The sequence below is a fragment of the Sphingobium sp. DN12 genome (assembly GCF_051058005.1).
GTDB classification, from domain to species: Bacteria; Pseudomonadota; Alphaproteobacteria; order Sphingomonadales; family Sphingomonadaceae; genus Sphingobium; species Sphingobium yanoikuyae.
Window position 1 is genome coordinate 3,458,289 of sequence record NZ_CP173717.1, and the last position, 14,609, is coordinate 3,472,897.

The 14,609-nt window shown below is 67.7% G+C and carries 11 protein-coding genes and 1 pseudogene; 7 read left to right on the forward strand and 5 right to left on the reverse strand.

All coding sequences use genetic code 11. The features are described from left to right. Positions 1-69 precede the first annotated feature (69 nt). From ACI6S0_RS16260 to ACI6S0_RS16270, 3 genes are read left to right on the forward strand one after another with little or no spacing between them, the layout of a single operon-like run. Positions 70-888 carry an ImuA family protein gene (locus ACI6S0_RS16260; RefSeq protein ID WP_434403665.1) on the forward strand — a complete coding sequence of 273 codons (819 nt, stop codon included), beginning with the start codon at positions 70-72 and terminating at the stop codon, positions 886-888. Next, positions 782-2,377: a Y-family DNA polymerase gene (locus tag ACI6S0_RS16265; RefSeq protein ID WP_434403666.1), complete on the forward strand. Its 1,596-nt coding sequence runs from the start codon at positions 782-784 to the stop codon at positions 2,375-2,377. Before ACI6S0_RS16260 ends, ACI6S0_RS16265 begins: the two co-directional genes overlap by 107 nt. Continuing rightward, positions 2,374-5,946, forward strand: coding sequence for an error-prone DNA polymerase (locus ACI6S0_RS16270; protein ID WP_434403667.1), 3,573 nt, complete (start codon positions 2,374-2,376; stop codon positions 5,944-5,946). Before ACI6S0_RS16265 ends, ACI6S0_RS16270 begins: the two co-directional genes overlap by 4 nt. A gap of 96 nt (positions 5,947-6,042) precedes the next feature. Here ACI6S0_RS16270 and ACI6S0_RS16275 read toward each other — a convergent pair. Beyond that, a pseudogene (locus ACI6S0_RS16275) lies at positions 6,043-7,001 on the reverse strand (2-hydroxyacid dehydrogenase). A 75-nt stretch (positions 7,002-7,076) separates the two neighbouring features. Between ACI6S0_RS16275 and metX the strand changes: the two are divergent. Together metX and metW are read left to right on the forward strand one after the other, a co-directional pair. Beyond that, on the forward strand, positions 7,077-8,207 hold the full coding sequence (gene metX, locus ACI6S0_RS16280; protein WP_214865664.1) for a homoserine O-acetyltransferase MetX: 1,131 nt from the start codon (positions 7,077-7,079) through the stop codon (positions 8,205-8,207). Beyond that, on the forward strand, positions 8,204-8,797 hold the full coding sequence (gene metW / locus ACI6S0_RS16285; RefSeq protein ID WP_434403668.1) for a methionine biosynthesis protein MetW: 594 nt from the start codon (positions 8,204-8,206) through the stop codon (positions 8,795-8,797). Before metX ends, metW begins: the two co-directional genes overlap by 4 nt. A 7-nt stretch (positions 8,798-8,804) precedes the next feature. Here the strand turns inward: metW and ACI6S0_RS16290 are convergent, their stop codons facing one another. Further along, positions 8,805-9,416 (reverse strand): DJ-1/PfpI family protein, encoded by a 612-nt coding sequence (locus tag ACI6S0_RS16290; RefSeq protein ID WP_434403669.1) that lies wholly within the window; start codon positions 9,414-9,416, stop codon positions 8,805-8,807. A gap of 165 nt (positions 9,417-9,581) precedes the next feature. On the opposite strand from ACI6S0_RS16290, the gene ACI6S0_RS16295 reads away from it, so the two are divergent. After that, positions 9,582-11,192, forward strand: coding sequence for a GMC family oxidoreductase (locus ACI6S0_RS16295; protein WP_434403671.1), 1,611 nt, complete (start codon positions 9,582-9,584; stop codon positions 11,190-11,192). A gap of 29 nt (positions 11,193-11,221) precedes the next feature. On the opposite strand, the gene ACI6S0_RS16300 is transcribed toward ACI6S0_RS16295, so the two are convergent. Together ACI6S0_RS16300 and bla are read right to left on the reverse strand one after the other, a co-directional pair. Then, positions 11,222-12,043, reverse strand: coding sequence for an SDR family oxidoreductase (locus ACI6S0_RS16300; protein WP_434403672.1), 822 nt, complete (start codon positions 12,041-12,043; stop codon positions 11,222-11,224). Positions 12,044-12,103: 60 nt separating this feature from the next. After that, positions 12,104-13,030 (reverse strand): subclass B3 metallo-beta-lactamase, encoded by a 927-nt coding sequence (bla, locus tag ACI6S0_RS16305; protein ID WP_434403673.1) that lies wholly within the window; start codon positions 13,028-13,030, stop codon positions 12,104-12,106. 107 nt (positions 13,031-13,137) lie between these two features. On the opposite strand from bla, the gene ACI6S0_RS16310 reads away from it, so the two are divergent. After that, positions 13,138-14,010 carry a LysR family transcriptional regulator gene (locus ACI6S0_RS16310; RefSeq protein WP_434403674.1) on the forward strand — a complete coding sequence of 291 codons (873 nt, stop codon included), beginning with the start codon at positions 13,138-13,140 and terminating at the stop codon, positions 14,008-14,010. Between the two features lie 100 nt (positions 14,011-14,110). On the opposite strand, the gene greB is transcribed toward ACI6S0_RS16310, so the two are convergent. Further along, positions 14,111-14,596 (reverse strand): transcription elongation factor GreB, encoded by a 486-nt coding sequence (gene greB, locus ACI6S0_RS16315; protein WP_004208672.1) that lies wholly within the window; start codon positions 14,594-14,596, stop codon positions 14,111-14,113. Between the last annotated feature and the right edge of the window lie 13 nt (positions 14,597-14,609).

Consider the following 14,609-nt stretch of genomic DNA (forward strand, 5'->3'; position numbering starts at 1 on the left):
CTGGATTGGCAAGCGGATTGACTCGGGCAGCCAATAAAGTGAAATAAGAACATATCAGGAACAAATGCAATGAGCGAGTCGATCAAAAGTCTCGCCGCGCTGAAGCGGCATATCGCGGCGCTGGACCGGACGCCAGCGCCGACGGCCGGCTGTGCCCGGCTTGCGACCGGCCATGCCGGGCTGGACGCGGCGCTCGACGGCGGCCTCCTGCGCGGGCGGGTGCATGAACTGTTCGGCGCGGCGGAGGAGGAAGGGGCGGCGGCCGGCCTGGCGCTGATCCTCGCCCGGCTGGCGGCGGATGACGCGCCGCTGCTCTGGCTGCGCACCACCGCATCGGCCAAGGCAGGCGGATCGCCCTATGGCCCCGGCCTCGCCGCGCTGGGGCTGGACCCGGCCCGCTTGCTGATCGGGCTGATGGCCGATGACGCGATGCTGCTGCGCGCCGCGGTGGAGGGGCTGCGCTGCCCCGCCCTCGGCGCGCTGCTGATCGAATTGCGCGGGCGCGCGCCGCTGCTCGACCTCACCGCCAGTCGGCGGCTGGCGCTGGCGGCCGAACAATCGGGCGTCACCGCCTTACTGCTGCGGGTCGGCGGCGATCCGGTGCCCAGCGCGGCGGAAACCCGCTGGCAGGTGGCGGCCGCCCCATCCGATCCGCTGCCCGGCAATGCGCCGGGGCACAGCGCCTTCGCCCTCAGCCTGCTGCGGCGACGGGCGGGGCCGGACGGGCTGGCCTGGCGGCTGATATGGGATGGCGAAAAGGGGGCTTTTGGAGACGGACGGCATGAACGCCATGAGCATGGACAGGACGGACAGCAGGGCGGCGCGCCGCTATCTGGCGCTCTGGTTTCCCTTCCTGCCGATCGATCGGCTGCGGATCGCGCGGCCTGACCTCTGGGCCGCGCAGGGCGATGCGCCCGCGGTGGTGGTGGAAAATGTTCGCGGCGCGATGCGGCTCGCGACGCTGGATGCCGATGCGCTGGCGGCGGGCCTCACCGCCGGCATGACGCTGGCCGATGCGCGCGCCCGCGAGCCGGAGCTGCGCGTGTTCGAGGCCGATCCCCATGGCGACCAGGACTGGCTGGAGCGACTGTGCGACGGCTGCGCCCGCTACACCCCCAATGCCGCGCTCGATTCCGGCCATGGCCTGATGCTCGACATCAGCGGTTGCGCCCATCTGTGGGATGGTGAGGCGGAACTGGCGCAGGCTGCGACCGACCGGCTGGAACGGCATGGCATGCGCGTGCGCCACGCCATCGCCGCATCGCCCGAGGCCGCCCATGCGCTCGCCCGTTTCCCCGCTGCCCCCGCGCCGGACGAGGATGCGGCGGTGCGCCGCCTGCCGGTCGAGGCTCTGGAGCTGGAGGCGGAAAGCGCGGTGGCGCTGCGCCGGGCGGGACTGCGCACCGTCGGCGATCTCGCCGCCCGCCCGGCCGCCGCGCTCGCCGCCCGCTTCGGCGAGGAGGCTGTGGACGCGCTCCATGCGCTGCTGGGCCTGGGCCATCGCCCGCTGGCCCCCCGCCGCCCGCGCCCGGCGATCCGGGTCGAACGGCGTTTTGCCGAACCGATGGGCAGCAGCGCCCATGCGATCAAGGTCGTGGCGGAGATGGCGGCGGAAGCGGGCGAACAATTGGCCGAGCGCGGCCAGGGCGGCCGCCGGTTCGAGGCGGTCTTCTTCCGCAGCGACGGCCTCGCCTTCCCGATCCGGGTCGAAACCAGCCTGCCGATCCGCGACGCGCCGGCGATCATGCGGCTGTTCCAGGAACGGATCGACAGCCTGTCCGATCCGCTCGATCCCGGTTTCGGCTTCGACATGCTGCGCCTCACCGTGCCACGCGCCGATCCGATGGCGCCGACCCAGCTCGCGCTCGAAGGGGGCGAGGCGCGCAAGAGCGAGGGGGTGGAGGCGCTGGTCGATCGCCTGTCGATCCGCGCCGGGCGCGCGCGCATCCAGCGGCTGGAGCCGCGCGACAGCCATATTCCCGAACAGGCGCAGCTGGCACTGCCGGCGGTCGAACATCGCGCGCCCGAAGGCTGGGCACCGGTCGGCGAGCCCGGCGACCCACCGATGCGCCCGCTCCATCTGTTCGATCCGCCCCAGCCGATCGATGTCGTGGCGGAAGTGCCCGACGGCCCGCCCCACCGTTTCCGTTGGCGCCGCACCCTGCATGAAGTCACCCGGTTCGAGGGGCCGGAGCGGATCGCGCCGCAATGGTGGCAGGCCAGGGACGGCGCGATCGAGGGCGAAAGCACCGGCCGCACCCGCGACTATTACCGGGTCGAGGATGCCCGCGGCCGCCGCTACTGGATCTTCCGCCACGGCCTCTATGGCGCAGAGACGGTCCATCCCGGCTGGTATATCCACGGCCTGTTCGCATGAGCGGCCGGCGCCCGCCGCCCGATCCCGCCAAACCCCGATCGATCGACCGGCGCGAATTGAACGCGATCGAGGCAGCCCGAGAAAAAACGAAACCCGCCCCGCCGCGCCCGGCACCGGCCGAGCCCCCCTTCGCCGAACTGGTCTCGATCAGCAATTACAGCTTCCTCCATGGCGCATCCCATCCCGCCGACCTGGTGGGGGAAGCGATCGCCCTGGGTTTCAAGGCCATCGGCCTTGCCGATCGCAACAGCGTCGCCGGAGTGGTCCGCGCCTATGTCGCGCTACGTGATGCGCCGGAAAAGGCGCGCGCTAGGCTGCTGGAGGACAAGAAGGCGCGGGGCGAACCCGAAAGCATGACGCCCGAAGAGGAAGCAGACTGCGAAACCGACCTGCGCCTGATCGTCGGCGCACGGCTGGTCTTTGTCGATGGCACTCCCGACATCATCGTCTATCCCGCGTCGCGGCAAGGCTGGGGGAAGCTGACCCGATTGCTGACCAAGGGCAATATCAAGGCGATCAAGGGCGACTGCATCCTGCATTTTGCCGACCTGCTCGATTATCTCGACGACTGGCGCATGATCATCCTGCCTTTGTCCACGGCGCAGGCGCAGCAGGAACATGACGCGCCGCCCGATTATGCGTTCGAGGATGAGGCTGTCCCTGTGCCATCCCGGCATTTACGGCTGGTCCCGCCAGCCTCGCCGCCCAGTTGGCAGGAGGCCGCGCGGCGATTGCAGGACAGGGTGCCCGGCCGCGTCTGGCTGGGGCTGTCGATGCGCTATCAGGGGCGGGACGCCCGGCATGTGGCGATGATGCAGGCGGTATCACGCGACATCGGGATCCCACTGATCGCGACCAACGATATTCTCTATGCGACGTCCGGCACTCGTCCCCTCCAGGACGTGCTGACCTGTATCCGTGAAGGAGTAACGCTCAAGACGGCAGGCACCCGATTGCAGGCCAATGCCGAACGGCACATGAAATCGCCGACGGAGATGGCCCGGCTGTTTGCCGTCTGCCCCGATGCCTTGGCCGAGACGATCCGCTTCATCGACGGGATCGACTTCACGCTGAAGAATCTCGCCTATGAATATCCGCATGAGCCGGTGCCGGCGGGCTGGTCGCCAGACGGCTGGCTGGAGGATATGGTGCGGCGGCGCGCCAGGCGGCGCTATGGGCGCCAGCTTCCCCCCAAGGTGCGCGCGCTGATTGGCCAGGAACTGCGCCTGATCCGCCGCCAGAACTACGCTTATTATTTCCTGACCGTGCATGATCTTGTACGCTTCGCCCGTGCGCAGAAGCCGCCGATCCTGTGCCAGGGGCGCGGATCGGCCGCCAATTCCATCGTCTGTTTCCTGCTCGGGGTCACGTCGATCGATCCGATGGAGCATGACCTGCTCTTTTCCCGCTTTGTCTCGGAGGAGCGCAACGAGCCACCCGATATCGACGTCGATTTCGAACATGAGCGGCGCGAGGAGGTGATGCAATATATCTATCGCCGCTATGGCCGGGCGCGTGCCGGCATTGCGGCGACCGTCATCCATTATCGCTCACGCAGCGCCCTGCGCGAAGTCGCCAAGGTGCTGGGCCTCAGCGAAGATGTGGTGATGCGCCTGTCGGCGACCGTGTGGGGCAGCTATTCGGGCGATCTGGGCGATGCCCGCTTCGTGGATGCCGGCTTTGCCCTCGACAATGGTGAAATCCAGCGGCTGCGCACCCTGGTCCAACAATTGATCAGGGCGCCTTTCCCCCGCCATCTGTCCCAGCATGTCGGCGGCTTCGTCCTCACTCAGGATCGGCTGGACGAGACTGTGCCGATCCACAATGCGGCCATGGCCGACCGCAGTTTCATCGAATGGGACAAGGATGATATCGACGCGCTGAACCTGATGAAGGTCGATGTGCTGGCGCTGGGGATGCTTAGCTGCATTCGCCGGGCCTATGCGCTGATGAATCAGCACGGGCTGGGGCGGCACGACCTGACCGTCGATCTGCAATCAAAGGATCCGGCCGTCTATGACATGCTCTGCAAGGGCGACAGCATCGGTGTCTTCCAGGTCGAGAGCCGAGCGCAGATCAACATGTTGCCCCGTCTCAAACCGCGCAACCTTTATGACCTGACGGTGCAGGTGGCGATCGTGCGGCCAGGGCCGATCGAAGGGGATATGGTGCATCCCTATCTGCGACGGCGATGCGGTGAAGAGGCCATAGATTATCCTTCTCCTGCCCCCGACTTCGGCCCTGCAGACGAGCTGAGAAAATTGCTCAAGGACACTTATGGCGTCCCTCTGTTCCAGGAACAGGCGATGAAGCTGGCCATCGTCGCGGCCGGCTTTTCCTCATCCGAAGCCAATCAGCTCCGCCGCGCCATGGCGACCTTTCGCAATGTCGGCACCATCCATCATTTCCGCGAGAAGATGATCAACGGCATGACCGCGCGCGGTTATGAGGCGGAGTTTGCTGCGCGCTGTTTCAAGCAGATCGAAGGGTTCGGCAGCTATGGCTTTCCCGAAAGCCATGCGCTGTCCTTCGCCCGGCTGGTCTATGTCTCGGCCTGGATCAAATGCCACCAGCCCGCCATCTTCGCCTGCGCCCTGCTCAATTCCCAGCCGATGGGCTTCTATGCCCCGGCCCAGCTGGTCCGTGACGCGCGCGAGCATGGCGTCGCCATCCATGATGTCGACGTCAATATGAGCGGCTGGGACAATGGCCTGGAACCGCTGTTGCGCAGCCGCCACGCAGACAAGGGCGAAGGCACCGGCCGGGCGCTGGCGCTGCGGCTTGGCCTGCGCCAGGTCGATGGCTTCCGCGAACAATGGGCTGCGCAGATGGTGGCGGCGCGGGCGCAGGGGGGCCTCTTCACCAGTATCGAGGATATGGCCCGGCGCGCCGGCCTGCCCGCGCGGGCGCTGCGGCTGCTGGCCGATGCCGATGCCTGCCGCTCGCTGGGGCAGGACCGGCGCACCGCTTTATGGGAAGCACGGCGCCCCCCGTCGGACGAACTGCCCCTGTTCGCCGCCGCCCGCCGGCACGACCGCGCCGCCCGCGAACTGGGGGAGGAGGCGGATGCGATGCTGCCCGCCATGCCGCTCGCGGAACAGGTGATGGATGATTATGCGGTGACCCGCCTCTCGCTCAAGGGCCATCCGATGCAATTCCTGCGTCCGGTGTTCGCGGCCGAAGGCGTGCTGAGCTGCGCCCAGACCAGCGCGGCGAAGAATGGCGCGCGCGTCCGCACTGCCGGCGTGGTGCTGGTGCGCCAGCGGCCGGGCAAGGGCAATGCCGTCTTCATCACCATCGAGGATGAGACCGGCATCACCAATATCCTGCTCTGGGCGCGTCTGTTCGAGCTGCAGCGCCGCCCGGTCATGGCCAGCCGTCTGATGCTGGTCGAGGGCGAGGTGCAGCGCAGCAAGGAGGGCGTCGTCCATCTGATGGCCAGCCGCATCCATGACCGCACCGCCGACCTCAACCGATTGTCGCAATCCGAACCGCCGATACAGGCCGCCCCCGCCGCCCGTCACCCCCGCGACGTGCGCATTCTACCCAAATCGCGCGACTTCCATTGAGATTGCGAGGACGGCTAGCGGCCAGAAGCTAACGTTTCTCATTCCTCCCCAAGCTTGCTTGGGGAGGATTTTCGGACAGTCCGCGACCCACCCATACTACACCACCGGCGTCAGCAGCGCCTCTCCGCCGAACCAGGCGTCCAGATTGGCGACCACCAGGTCGGCCATCGCCTTGCGGGTGTGGACGGTGGCGCTGCCCTGATGGGGTTGCAGCACGACATGGTCCATCGCGAACAGCGCTTCGGGCACATGCGGTTCGTGCGCGAACACATCCAGCCCGCGCCGGCGATTCGCCGGTCGGCCAGCCGCTCGACCATCGCCGCCTCGTCGATCACGCCGCCCCGGCTGATATTGACGATCACGCCGTCCGGCCCGAGCGCGTCCAGCATCGCGCCGTCGACCAACTTGGCCGCTTCCGGTCCGCCCGACGTGGCGACGATGATGACCTCGCTCTGGCGCGCAAAGTCGATCGCGTCGGCGACATAGCGATAGGCCGTGTCGGCCGCCGGCTTGCGGTTATGATAGAGGATCTCGCCGGCCACCGGCTCCAGCCGCTTTGCGATCGCCCGGCCGATCCGGCCCAGCCCCAATATGCCGATGGTCGCGCCGGTCACCCGGCCGGACAGCGCCGGCTTTTCGCCCCGCGCCCAGCCGCCCGATCGCACCAGTCGATCATTGGCCGCGATGTTGCGTACCGTCGCATAGAGAAGGCCGACGGCCAGGTCCGCGACATCGTCAGTCAGCACATCGGGCGTGTTGGTGACGCGGACGCCCTTGGCGCGGGCATGGTCGACATCGACCTTGTCATAACCGACCGAGAATAGCCCGATCATCTCCAGCTTCGGCAGCGCGTCCATGATAGCGGCGGGCGCCCCGACCGATCCGAAGCTGACCAGCGCGCGCGCCTCCAGCACCTCGGCCGGCAGCGCGGACATATCCGCATCCGCCGCCACATGATGGACGGTGAAGCGCTGCTCCAGCTGGTCGGTCAGATAGGGATAGAGCGGGCCATAGGCGACGATGGTCGGACGGGTCTGATCGGTCATGTCCTCCATCTAGGCACGGCGCAGGCCGATCGCCACCCCGCCCCGCCAATTGACAGCCTCTTTCCCTCGTCTTAGCCCGATGTCATGGCCAGCGTTTCCCCTGACACACGTTTCGGCCTGCGCCGCCAGGCCCGCCTTCCCGGTCCGCTGCCGCTGTCGAGCGGCGCCAGCCTGTCCCCGGTCGACATCGCCTATGAGACCTATGGGCAGATGAATGCGGACAAATCCAACGTCATCCTGATCTGCCACGCGCTGACCGGCGACCAATATGTCGCGTCGGACCATCCCGTCACCGGCAAGCCGGGCTGGTGGTGGCGGATGGTGGGCGAGGGCAAGCCGGTCGACCCGGCGCGCCATTTCATCATCTGCTCCAACGTCATCGGCAGTTGCATGGGATCGTCCGGTCCCGCCAGCATCGATCCGGCGCTGGGCGATCCCTATGCGATGCGCTTCCCGGTGCTGACCATCGCCGACATGGTGCGGGCGCAGGCCATGCTGCTCGATCATCTGGGCGTCGATCGGCTGGCCGCGGTGATTGGCGGGTCGATGGGCGGCATGCAGGCGCTGACCTGGCCCACGCTCTTCCCCGACCGGGTCGAACGCTGCGTCGTCATCGCCTCGACCGCACGCCACAGCGCCCAGAATATCGCCTTTCACGAAGTCGGGCGCCAGGCGATCATGGCCGATCCGCTCTGGCGCGGCGGCGACTATTATGCCGATGGCAAGGTGCCGAGCGCGGGCCTCGCCGTCGCCCGCATGGCGGCCCATATCACCTATCTTTCCGAAGCGGGCCTGACCGAGAAATTCGGCCGACGGCTGCAGGGCCGTGACGCCAAGACCTTCGGCTTCGACGCGGACTTCCAGGTGGAGAGCTATCTGCGCCATCAGGGGCTGAGCTTCGTTGAGCGGTTCGACGCCAACTCCTATCTCTACATCACCCGCGCCATGGACTATTATGACATTGCCGAGGATCATGGCGGATCGCTGGCACGGGCCTTCACCGCGACGCGGGCGCGCTTCTGCCTGGTCAGCTTCGACACCGACTGGCTCTATCCCACCGCCGAGTCCCGCGCGATCGTCCATGCCCTCAACGCCTCGGGCGCGCAGGCGAGCTTCGTCGAACTGTCCAGCCCCTTCGGCCACGATGCCTTCCTGCTCGAAAGCCCGGAATTGAATCGTGTGGTCGACGGCTTCCTGCGCGGTGGCCGGGCATGAGCGATCTCCTCCGCCCCGATCTTGCGCTGATCGCCCGCACCGTGCGGCCGGGCACGCGGGTGCTGGATGTCGGCTGTGGCGACGGCGCGCTGATGGCGGCATTGCGCGACAAGAGTGAGGTCGACGCGCGCGGGCTGGAAATCGACGGCTCTAATGTCGCCGCCGCGGTCGGCCGCGGCCTGTCGGTGGTGCAGGGCGACGCCGACACCGACCTTGCCTATTATCCGGACGCCAGTTTCGACTATGCGATTCTCAGCCAGACGCTGCAGACAACCCGGCGCCCGGACCTGGTGGTGGAGGAATTGCTGCGCATCGGCCGCCAGGCCTTCGTCTCCTTCCCCAATTTTGCCCATTGGCGCGGGCGCCTGTCGCTGCTGTGGGGCGGTCGCATGCCGGTGACGCGGCTATTGCCCGACACCTGGTATGACACGCTCAACATCCATCATGTGACGGTGGATGATTTCCGCGCGCTGGTGAAGGATCGCGGCTGGACCATCGATGGCCAGTGGTTCCTGAAAGGGGACAGGGAAACCACCCATGCGAACGCCAATCTGTTCGCTGAACATGCCGTATTCCTGCTGCGCAGATAGCCGATCGTCAGGCCGGCACCGCTTCCACGAATGGCGCGATCACCGCCCGCGCCCGCGCGACATAGTCCGTCTTCTCGCCCACCGGCGCGACATAATGGAGCGCCGATTCCGCATCCGCCATCGATCCGCCCCGCGCGATCATCCAGGCGGCGAGATAGGGCGCCGACAGGCAGCCGCCCGCCGTCGCGACATTGCCATGCGCCATGAAGGGCGCGTCGATCACCCGCCCCCCCGCCTCCATCACCCAGGGCTTGGTGGTCAGGTCGGTGCAGGCCGGCAGATCGCCGACCAGGCCCAGCTTCGCCAGCAGCAGCGTGCCTGAACATTGCGCCCCGATCAGCTGGCGCGCCGGGTCGAGCGCGATCCGACCCAGCATCGCCGCATCGGCCGCAATCTCACGCGTGCGGATGCCGCTGCCGATCAGCACCGCGTCCGCTTGCGCCGCAAAGTCCAGCGGCCGCTGCCGCTGCACCGTCACCCCGTTCATCGACGTCACCGTCTCGTCGGGCGCGGTGATATGGGCGGCCCAGCCCTGCGGCTTCATCCGGTTGAGGATGGCGGCGGCGATGAAACTGTCCAGTTCGTTGAACCCCTCGAACGTCAGTATTGCAATCTGCATGGGCCATCCTCCTGCGCCGTCACCCGCCTGCCATAGCCCCTTGCCCGCCCGCGCCCATGGCCAGTTTGCAGGCCATGGCCCGGCCAGATATCGCCACCGCGCCCGCCCCGCCCCTTTACGCCGCCGCCCCCGCCGGGCCATGGTCCGCGCACAAGAGGAGAGGCGATGGACCGGGATTATGGCCGCTGGGATTATATCATCCTGGGCGCGGGCAGCGCGGGATGCGTGCTGGCCAACCGGCTGAGCGCCGATCCGCGCAACCGCGTGCTGCTGCTGGAGGCCGGCGGCAAGGACGACTGGCTGTGGATAAAGATCCCGGTCGGCTATCTCTATTGCATGGGCAATCCGCGCACCGACTGGTGCCTGAAGACCGAGGCGCAGGCCGGCCTTGGCGCCCGCGCCATCGCCTATCCGCGCGGCCGGGTGATCGGCGGCAGCAGCTCGATCAACGGCATGATCTACATGCGCGGCCAGGCGGCCGATTATGATGGCTGGCGCCAGGCCGGTAATATCGGCTGGGGCTGGGACGATGTCCTGCCCTATTTCCTGCGGGCGGAGGATCATCAGGACGGGGCCAGCGCCACCCATGGCGCGGGCGGCGAGATACGGGTCGAGCGGCAAAGGCTGCGCTGGGATCTGCTCGACCGTTTCCGCCAGGCTGCAAGCCAATATGGCGTGCCCGAAACCGCCGACTTCAACGGCGGCGACAATCTGGGCTCGGGCTATTTTCAGGTGACGCAGCGGCGCGGCCGGCGCTGGAGCGCGGCCGACGCCTTCCTGCGCCCGGCGATGAACCGCCCCAATCTGCGCATCGTCACCGGCGCGACGATCGACCGGGTGACGATCGCGCAGGGCCACGCCACCGGCGTGCGCTTCCTGCTGGATGGCGACGCCTGCACCGCGCAGGCCGATGGCGAGGTCATCCTGTCGGCCGGCTCGATCGGCAGCCCCGCCATCCTCCAGCGATCGGGCATCGGCGACGGCGCCCGGCTGGCCGCACTCGGCATCGACGTGCTGGCCGACCGGCCGGGCGTCGGCGAAAATCTGCAGGATCATCTCCAGATACGCTGCGCCTATCGGGTGAGCGGCATCGCCACCCTTAACGGCCGCGCCGGATCATGGCTGGGCAAGGCGTGGATGGGCCTGCACTATCTCGCCAGTCGCTCCGGGCCGCTGTCGATGGCGCCCAGCCAGCTTGGCATGTTCGTCAAATCCGACCCGCGTCATGCCACCGCCAATCTCGAATATCATGTCCAGCCCTTGAGCCTGGCCGCGTTCGGTGGCGCGCTCGACGCCTTTCCCGCCTTCACCGCCAGCGTCTGCAACCTGCGCCCGCACAGCCGGGGCGATGTGTGGATCCATTCCGCCGATCCGCTCGCCCCGCCCGCCATCCGCCCCAATTATCTGTCGGCGGCGGAAGACCGCCAGGTCGCGATCGAAGCGGTGCGCGTCACCCGCGCGATCGTCGGCCAGCCGGCCCTTGCCCCCTATGCGCCGCAGGAGTTCCGGCCCGGCCCGGATCGGCAGGATGACGCCACCCTGCTCGAAGGGATCGGCGCGATCGCCAGCAGCATCTTCCATCCCGTCGGCACCGCCGCCATGGGCAGCGGCCCGCGCGCGGTGGTCGACCCGCAATTGCGCGTCCATGGCCTTGCCGGGCTGCGCGTCATCGACGCCTCGGTGATGCCGACGATCACGTCCGGCAACACCAATGCCCCGACCATGATGATCGCGGAAAAAGGGGCGGAGATGATCCTCGCCGCCGCCCGTTCCTGAACTATCGGGCCTGAGCTTTCGCGCCTCAGTCAGCGCCCGGTCGCCGACGCCCCCGTGCGATAGCCCGGCTGGGCCGGCTCGCCGAACGCCGCCAGGATCGTGTCGAATCGGCGGGCCAGGTCGTCGCGATATTCGGGATGGGTGATGATATAGGGCTGGTCCTGCTCGACCGCGCGCACCACCGCCCGGCCCAGCCAGATCGGCTCCATCATGTTGGCCCGAATCTGCGCCAGCCGCGCCGGGTCCATCGCGCCCGGCCCGACCCTGTCGGATTGTGACATGCGGCTGCGGGTCAGGCCGGGAAACAAAGTGGAGACGCCGACGCCATGGGGCGCCAATTCCTGCCGCAGCGAATCCGACAGGCCCAGCACGCCGAACTTGCTGGCCGAATAGGCGGCGAACAGGCCGAAGGGATTGAGCCCGTTCATCGACGATGTGTTGACGATATGCCCCGCGCCCCGGTCGACCATCGCCCGCGCGAAACAGGCAATGCCATTATAGACCCCGGTCAGGTTGACCGCGACCAGCCGGTCGAAATCGGCCGGGTCCATGTCGATCAGCGGCGCGAAACCCGACGCGATCCCGGCATTGTTGCAGAGGATATCCACAGGCCCGAAGCGCGCTTCCGCCGTCGCTTTCGCCTGCGCCCAGCTGTCGCGGCTGGTGACGTCGATCGGCAGCGCCAGCGCATCCGTCCCCGCCGGCAGCTTCGCCGCCTCCGCCTCGGCAAAACCCGCGTCGATATCGGCCAGGATGATGCGCCCGCCCTGCTCGGCAAAGGCCTGCGCGATTCCGCCGCCAATGCCGCCGCCGCCCCCGGTGATGAATATCGTCCTGCCCGCGATCTGCATCCTGCTCTCCTTTATATTTACGACAGTATTGTTGCAAATTAAGGCGAGCAGGGAAAGGGACTATTGGCCCCGGCTGTAACTGCGCGTTTCCCCTTCCGCCGCCAGCTTCTTGTCCAGCATCCCGGCGGCGCGGTCGGCATAGCGGCGGCAGGCGGTCGGATCGATGAAGGCATTGGGCACGCGCTTCGCCCGCAGGCGCGCCAGCTTGGCCGGATCGGCCGGATCGGGATGGGCCGTGATCAACAGGTCGCAATCCAGTGCCCCCACCTTGGCAAAGGTCGCGCGAAAGGCGTCGACCACCGGCCGGTGCGCCGGATCGGAAAACGCATAGCCATCGGCCGCGATCGGATTGAGGCTGGAGCCGAAGACCATGGTCGCGCATTGCCGCCCTTCGCAACTTTTCCAGCGCCAGCTCATGCTGCCCATCGTATGGCCCGGCGTCGCGACGGCGGTGATGACCGTGTCGCCCAGCCGGATCTCCTCCCCATCCTTGACCGCGCGCAGCCGGCGGACGGCGGGGAAGCGTTCCAGCCAGGCCGCCTGCGGATCGGCCGGATCGATGCCGCCGGTGCGCAGCACCGCCGCTGCCGGCGCGCTCGCTACCACCGTCGCGCCGCTGTCGCGGGCCAGCGCGGCCAGCCCGCCGGCATGGTCGAAATGCGGCTCCGTGCTCAGGATCAGCTTCACGTCGCGGATCGAAAAGCCCAGCGCCCTGATGTTCGCCTCCACGTCGCGCACCGCCTGCGGCACCGCGCCGTCGATCAGGATCAGCCCGGCACTCGTCCTGATGAGCGCGACATTGAGGCCGCCGAACCCGACCAGATAGGTCTGGCCATGCAGCCGGATCGGTGCCTGCGGGGCCAGCCAGCGCTTGGACGAAGCGAGCGCGATCGGCCGCAGCAACGGATCATCCGCCGCCTTCGTCCAGGCCGGCCCGCCCAGAAACATCGCAGCCATGCTGATACCTACGTCCATCCAGTTGCGCATCGCCCTACCCCTATATGCTTGGTGATGGGCAGAGATTGCGGGAGATAGGGGCTTGCGACAAAGCATCAATTCTCGACACAGTCATTAGCTGATCTTATGCATAAGCCATGGATCGCGCCCAATTGCCGCTCAATGCCCTGCGCGCCTTCGAGGCGGCCGCCCGGCATCTCAGCTTCACCCGTGCCGGCCTTGAACTCTGCGTCAGCCAGGGTGCGGTCAGCCAGCAGGTCGCGCAGCTTGAGGCGCGGATCGGCGCGCCGCTGTTCCGCCGCCTGCCACGCGGCCTCGCTCTGACCGACGAGGGGCTGGCGCTGCTCCCGGTGCTGGCCGATGCGTTCGACCGGGTCGGCGGCACGCTGGAGCGAATCGAGGGCGGTCGGCTGCATGAAGTGCTGACGCTGGGCGTGGTCGGCACCTTTGCCGGCGGCTGGCTGTTGCCGCGCCTCGCCGATTTCGCCCGTGCCTGCCCCCATGTCGACCTGCGGCTGATGACCAACAATAACCGGGTCGATCTGGCCGGCGAGGGGCTGGACCTGGCGATCCGCTTTGGCGAGGGCGCCTGGCACGGCACCCATGCCCAACCGATCCTGCGCGCGCCGCTCGCCCCGCTCTGCACGCCCGCCCTCGCCGCCCGCATGGCCGATCCCGCCGCGCTCGCGCGCGAGCCGCTGCTGCGCTCCTATCGCGCCGACGAATGGCCGCGCTGGTTCGCCGCCGCCGGTGCGCCCTGCCCGCCGCTGCGCGGGCCGATGTTCGATACCTCGCTGCTGATGGTGGAGGCGGCACGGGCCGGCCTTGGCGTCGCCCTCGCCCCGGTCGCGATGTTCGCCGCCGATCTGCAGGCCGGGCGGCTGGTCCAGCCTTTCCCTCAAAGCGTCGACGTCGGCGGCTATTGGCTCACCCGCCTGCTGTCCCGCCCCGACAGCCCCGCCATGGCCGCCTTCCGCGCCTGGCTGGCGGATGCTGTCCTACAGGGCTGATCGCCCCTATAATGGGGGTGGCCCGCGTAACGATATTACGGGAGTTGGAAATAGAATGTCGAAATGTGCGGGAAATATGGGAAGTTAAGCGATCGAAATCCTATTGCGGATAGCTGATCGCCATCACCTCATATTCCTTTTCCCCGGCAGGCAGATGCACCCGGCGCAGGTCGCCGATCGCCGCCCCGCGCAGCGCACGGGCGATCGGTGATCCCCAGCCGATCCGGCCGGCGTCCACATCGGTCTCGTCATTGCCGACGATCGTCACGGTGCGATGATGATCATCCTCGTCGGCGATGGTGACGGTCGCGCCGAAATAGACCCGGCCCTTGTCGGGCTGCTGGCGCGGGTCGACGACCTTGGCGTCCTTCATCTTCTTCGACAGGCGCTTCAGCTGCCCGTCGATCTCGCGCATCCGCTTGCGGCCATAAAGATAGTCGCCATTTTCGCTGCGGTCGCCATTGCCCGCGGCCCAGCTCACCACCTCGACGATGCGCGGCCGCTCGACGCCCAGCAGATGGTCATATTCCGCGCGCAGCTTCGCAAAGCCCTCGGGGCTGATATAATTGGGATAGGGACCGCTCATGCCGCCCCTTATC

Coding starts and splice junctions, on each gene's coding strand:
- ACI6S0_RS16290 (WP_434403669.1), bottom strand. CDS start 9,416: ATGCAGATTGCAATACTGACGTTCGAGGGGTTCAACGAACTGGACAGT.
- metW (WP_434403668.1), top strand. CDS start 8,204: ATGAGCGATCTCCTCCGCCCCGATCTTGCGCTGATCGCCCGCACCGTG.
- metX (WP_214865664.1), top strand. CDS start 7,077: ATGGCCAGCGTTTCCCCTGACACACGTTTCGGCCTGCGCCGCCAGGCC.
- ACI6S0_RS16265 (WP_434403666.1), top strand. CDS start 782: ATGAACGCCATGAGCATGGACAGGACGGACAGCAGGGCGGCGCGCCGC.
- ACI6S0_RS16270 (WP_434403667.1), top strand. CDS start 2,374: ATGAGCGGCCGGCGCCCGCCGCCCGATCCCGCCAAACCCCGATCGATC.
- bla (WP_434403673.1), bottom strand. CDS start 13,030: ATGCGCAACTGGATGGACGTAGGTATCAGCATGGCTGCGATGTTTCTG.
- ACI6S0_RS16260 (WP_434403665.1), top strand. CDS start 70: ATGAGCGAGTCGATCAAAAGTCTCGCCGCGCTGAAGCGGCATATCGCG.
- ACI6S0_RS16295 (WP_434403671.1), top strand. CDS start 9,582: ATGGACCGGGATTATGGCCGCTGGGATTATATCATCCTGGGCGCGGGC.
- ACI6S0_RS16310 (WP_434403674.1), top strand. CDS start 13,138: ATGGATCGCGCCCAATTGCCGCTCAATGCCCTGCGCGCCTTCGAGGCG.
- ACI6S0_RS16300 (WP_434403672.1), bottom strand. CDS start 12,043: ATGCAGATCGCGGGCAGGACGATATTCATCACCGGGGGCGGCGGCGGC.
- greB (WP_004208672.1), bottom strand. CDS start 14,596: ATGAGCGGTCCCTATCCCAATTATATCAGCCCCGAGGGCTTTGCGAAG.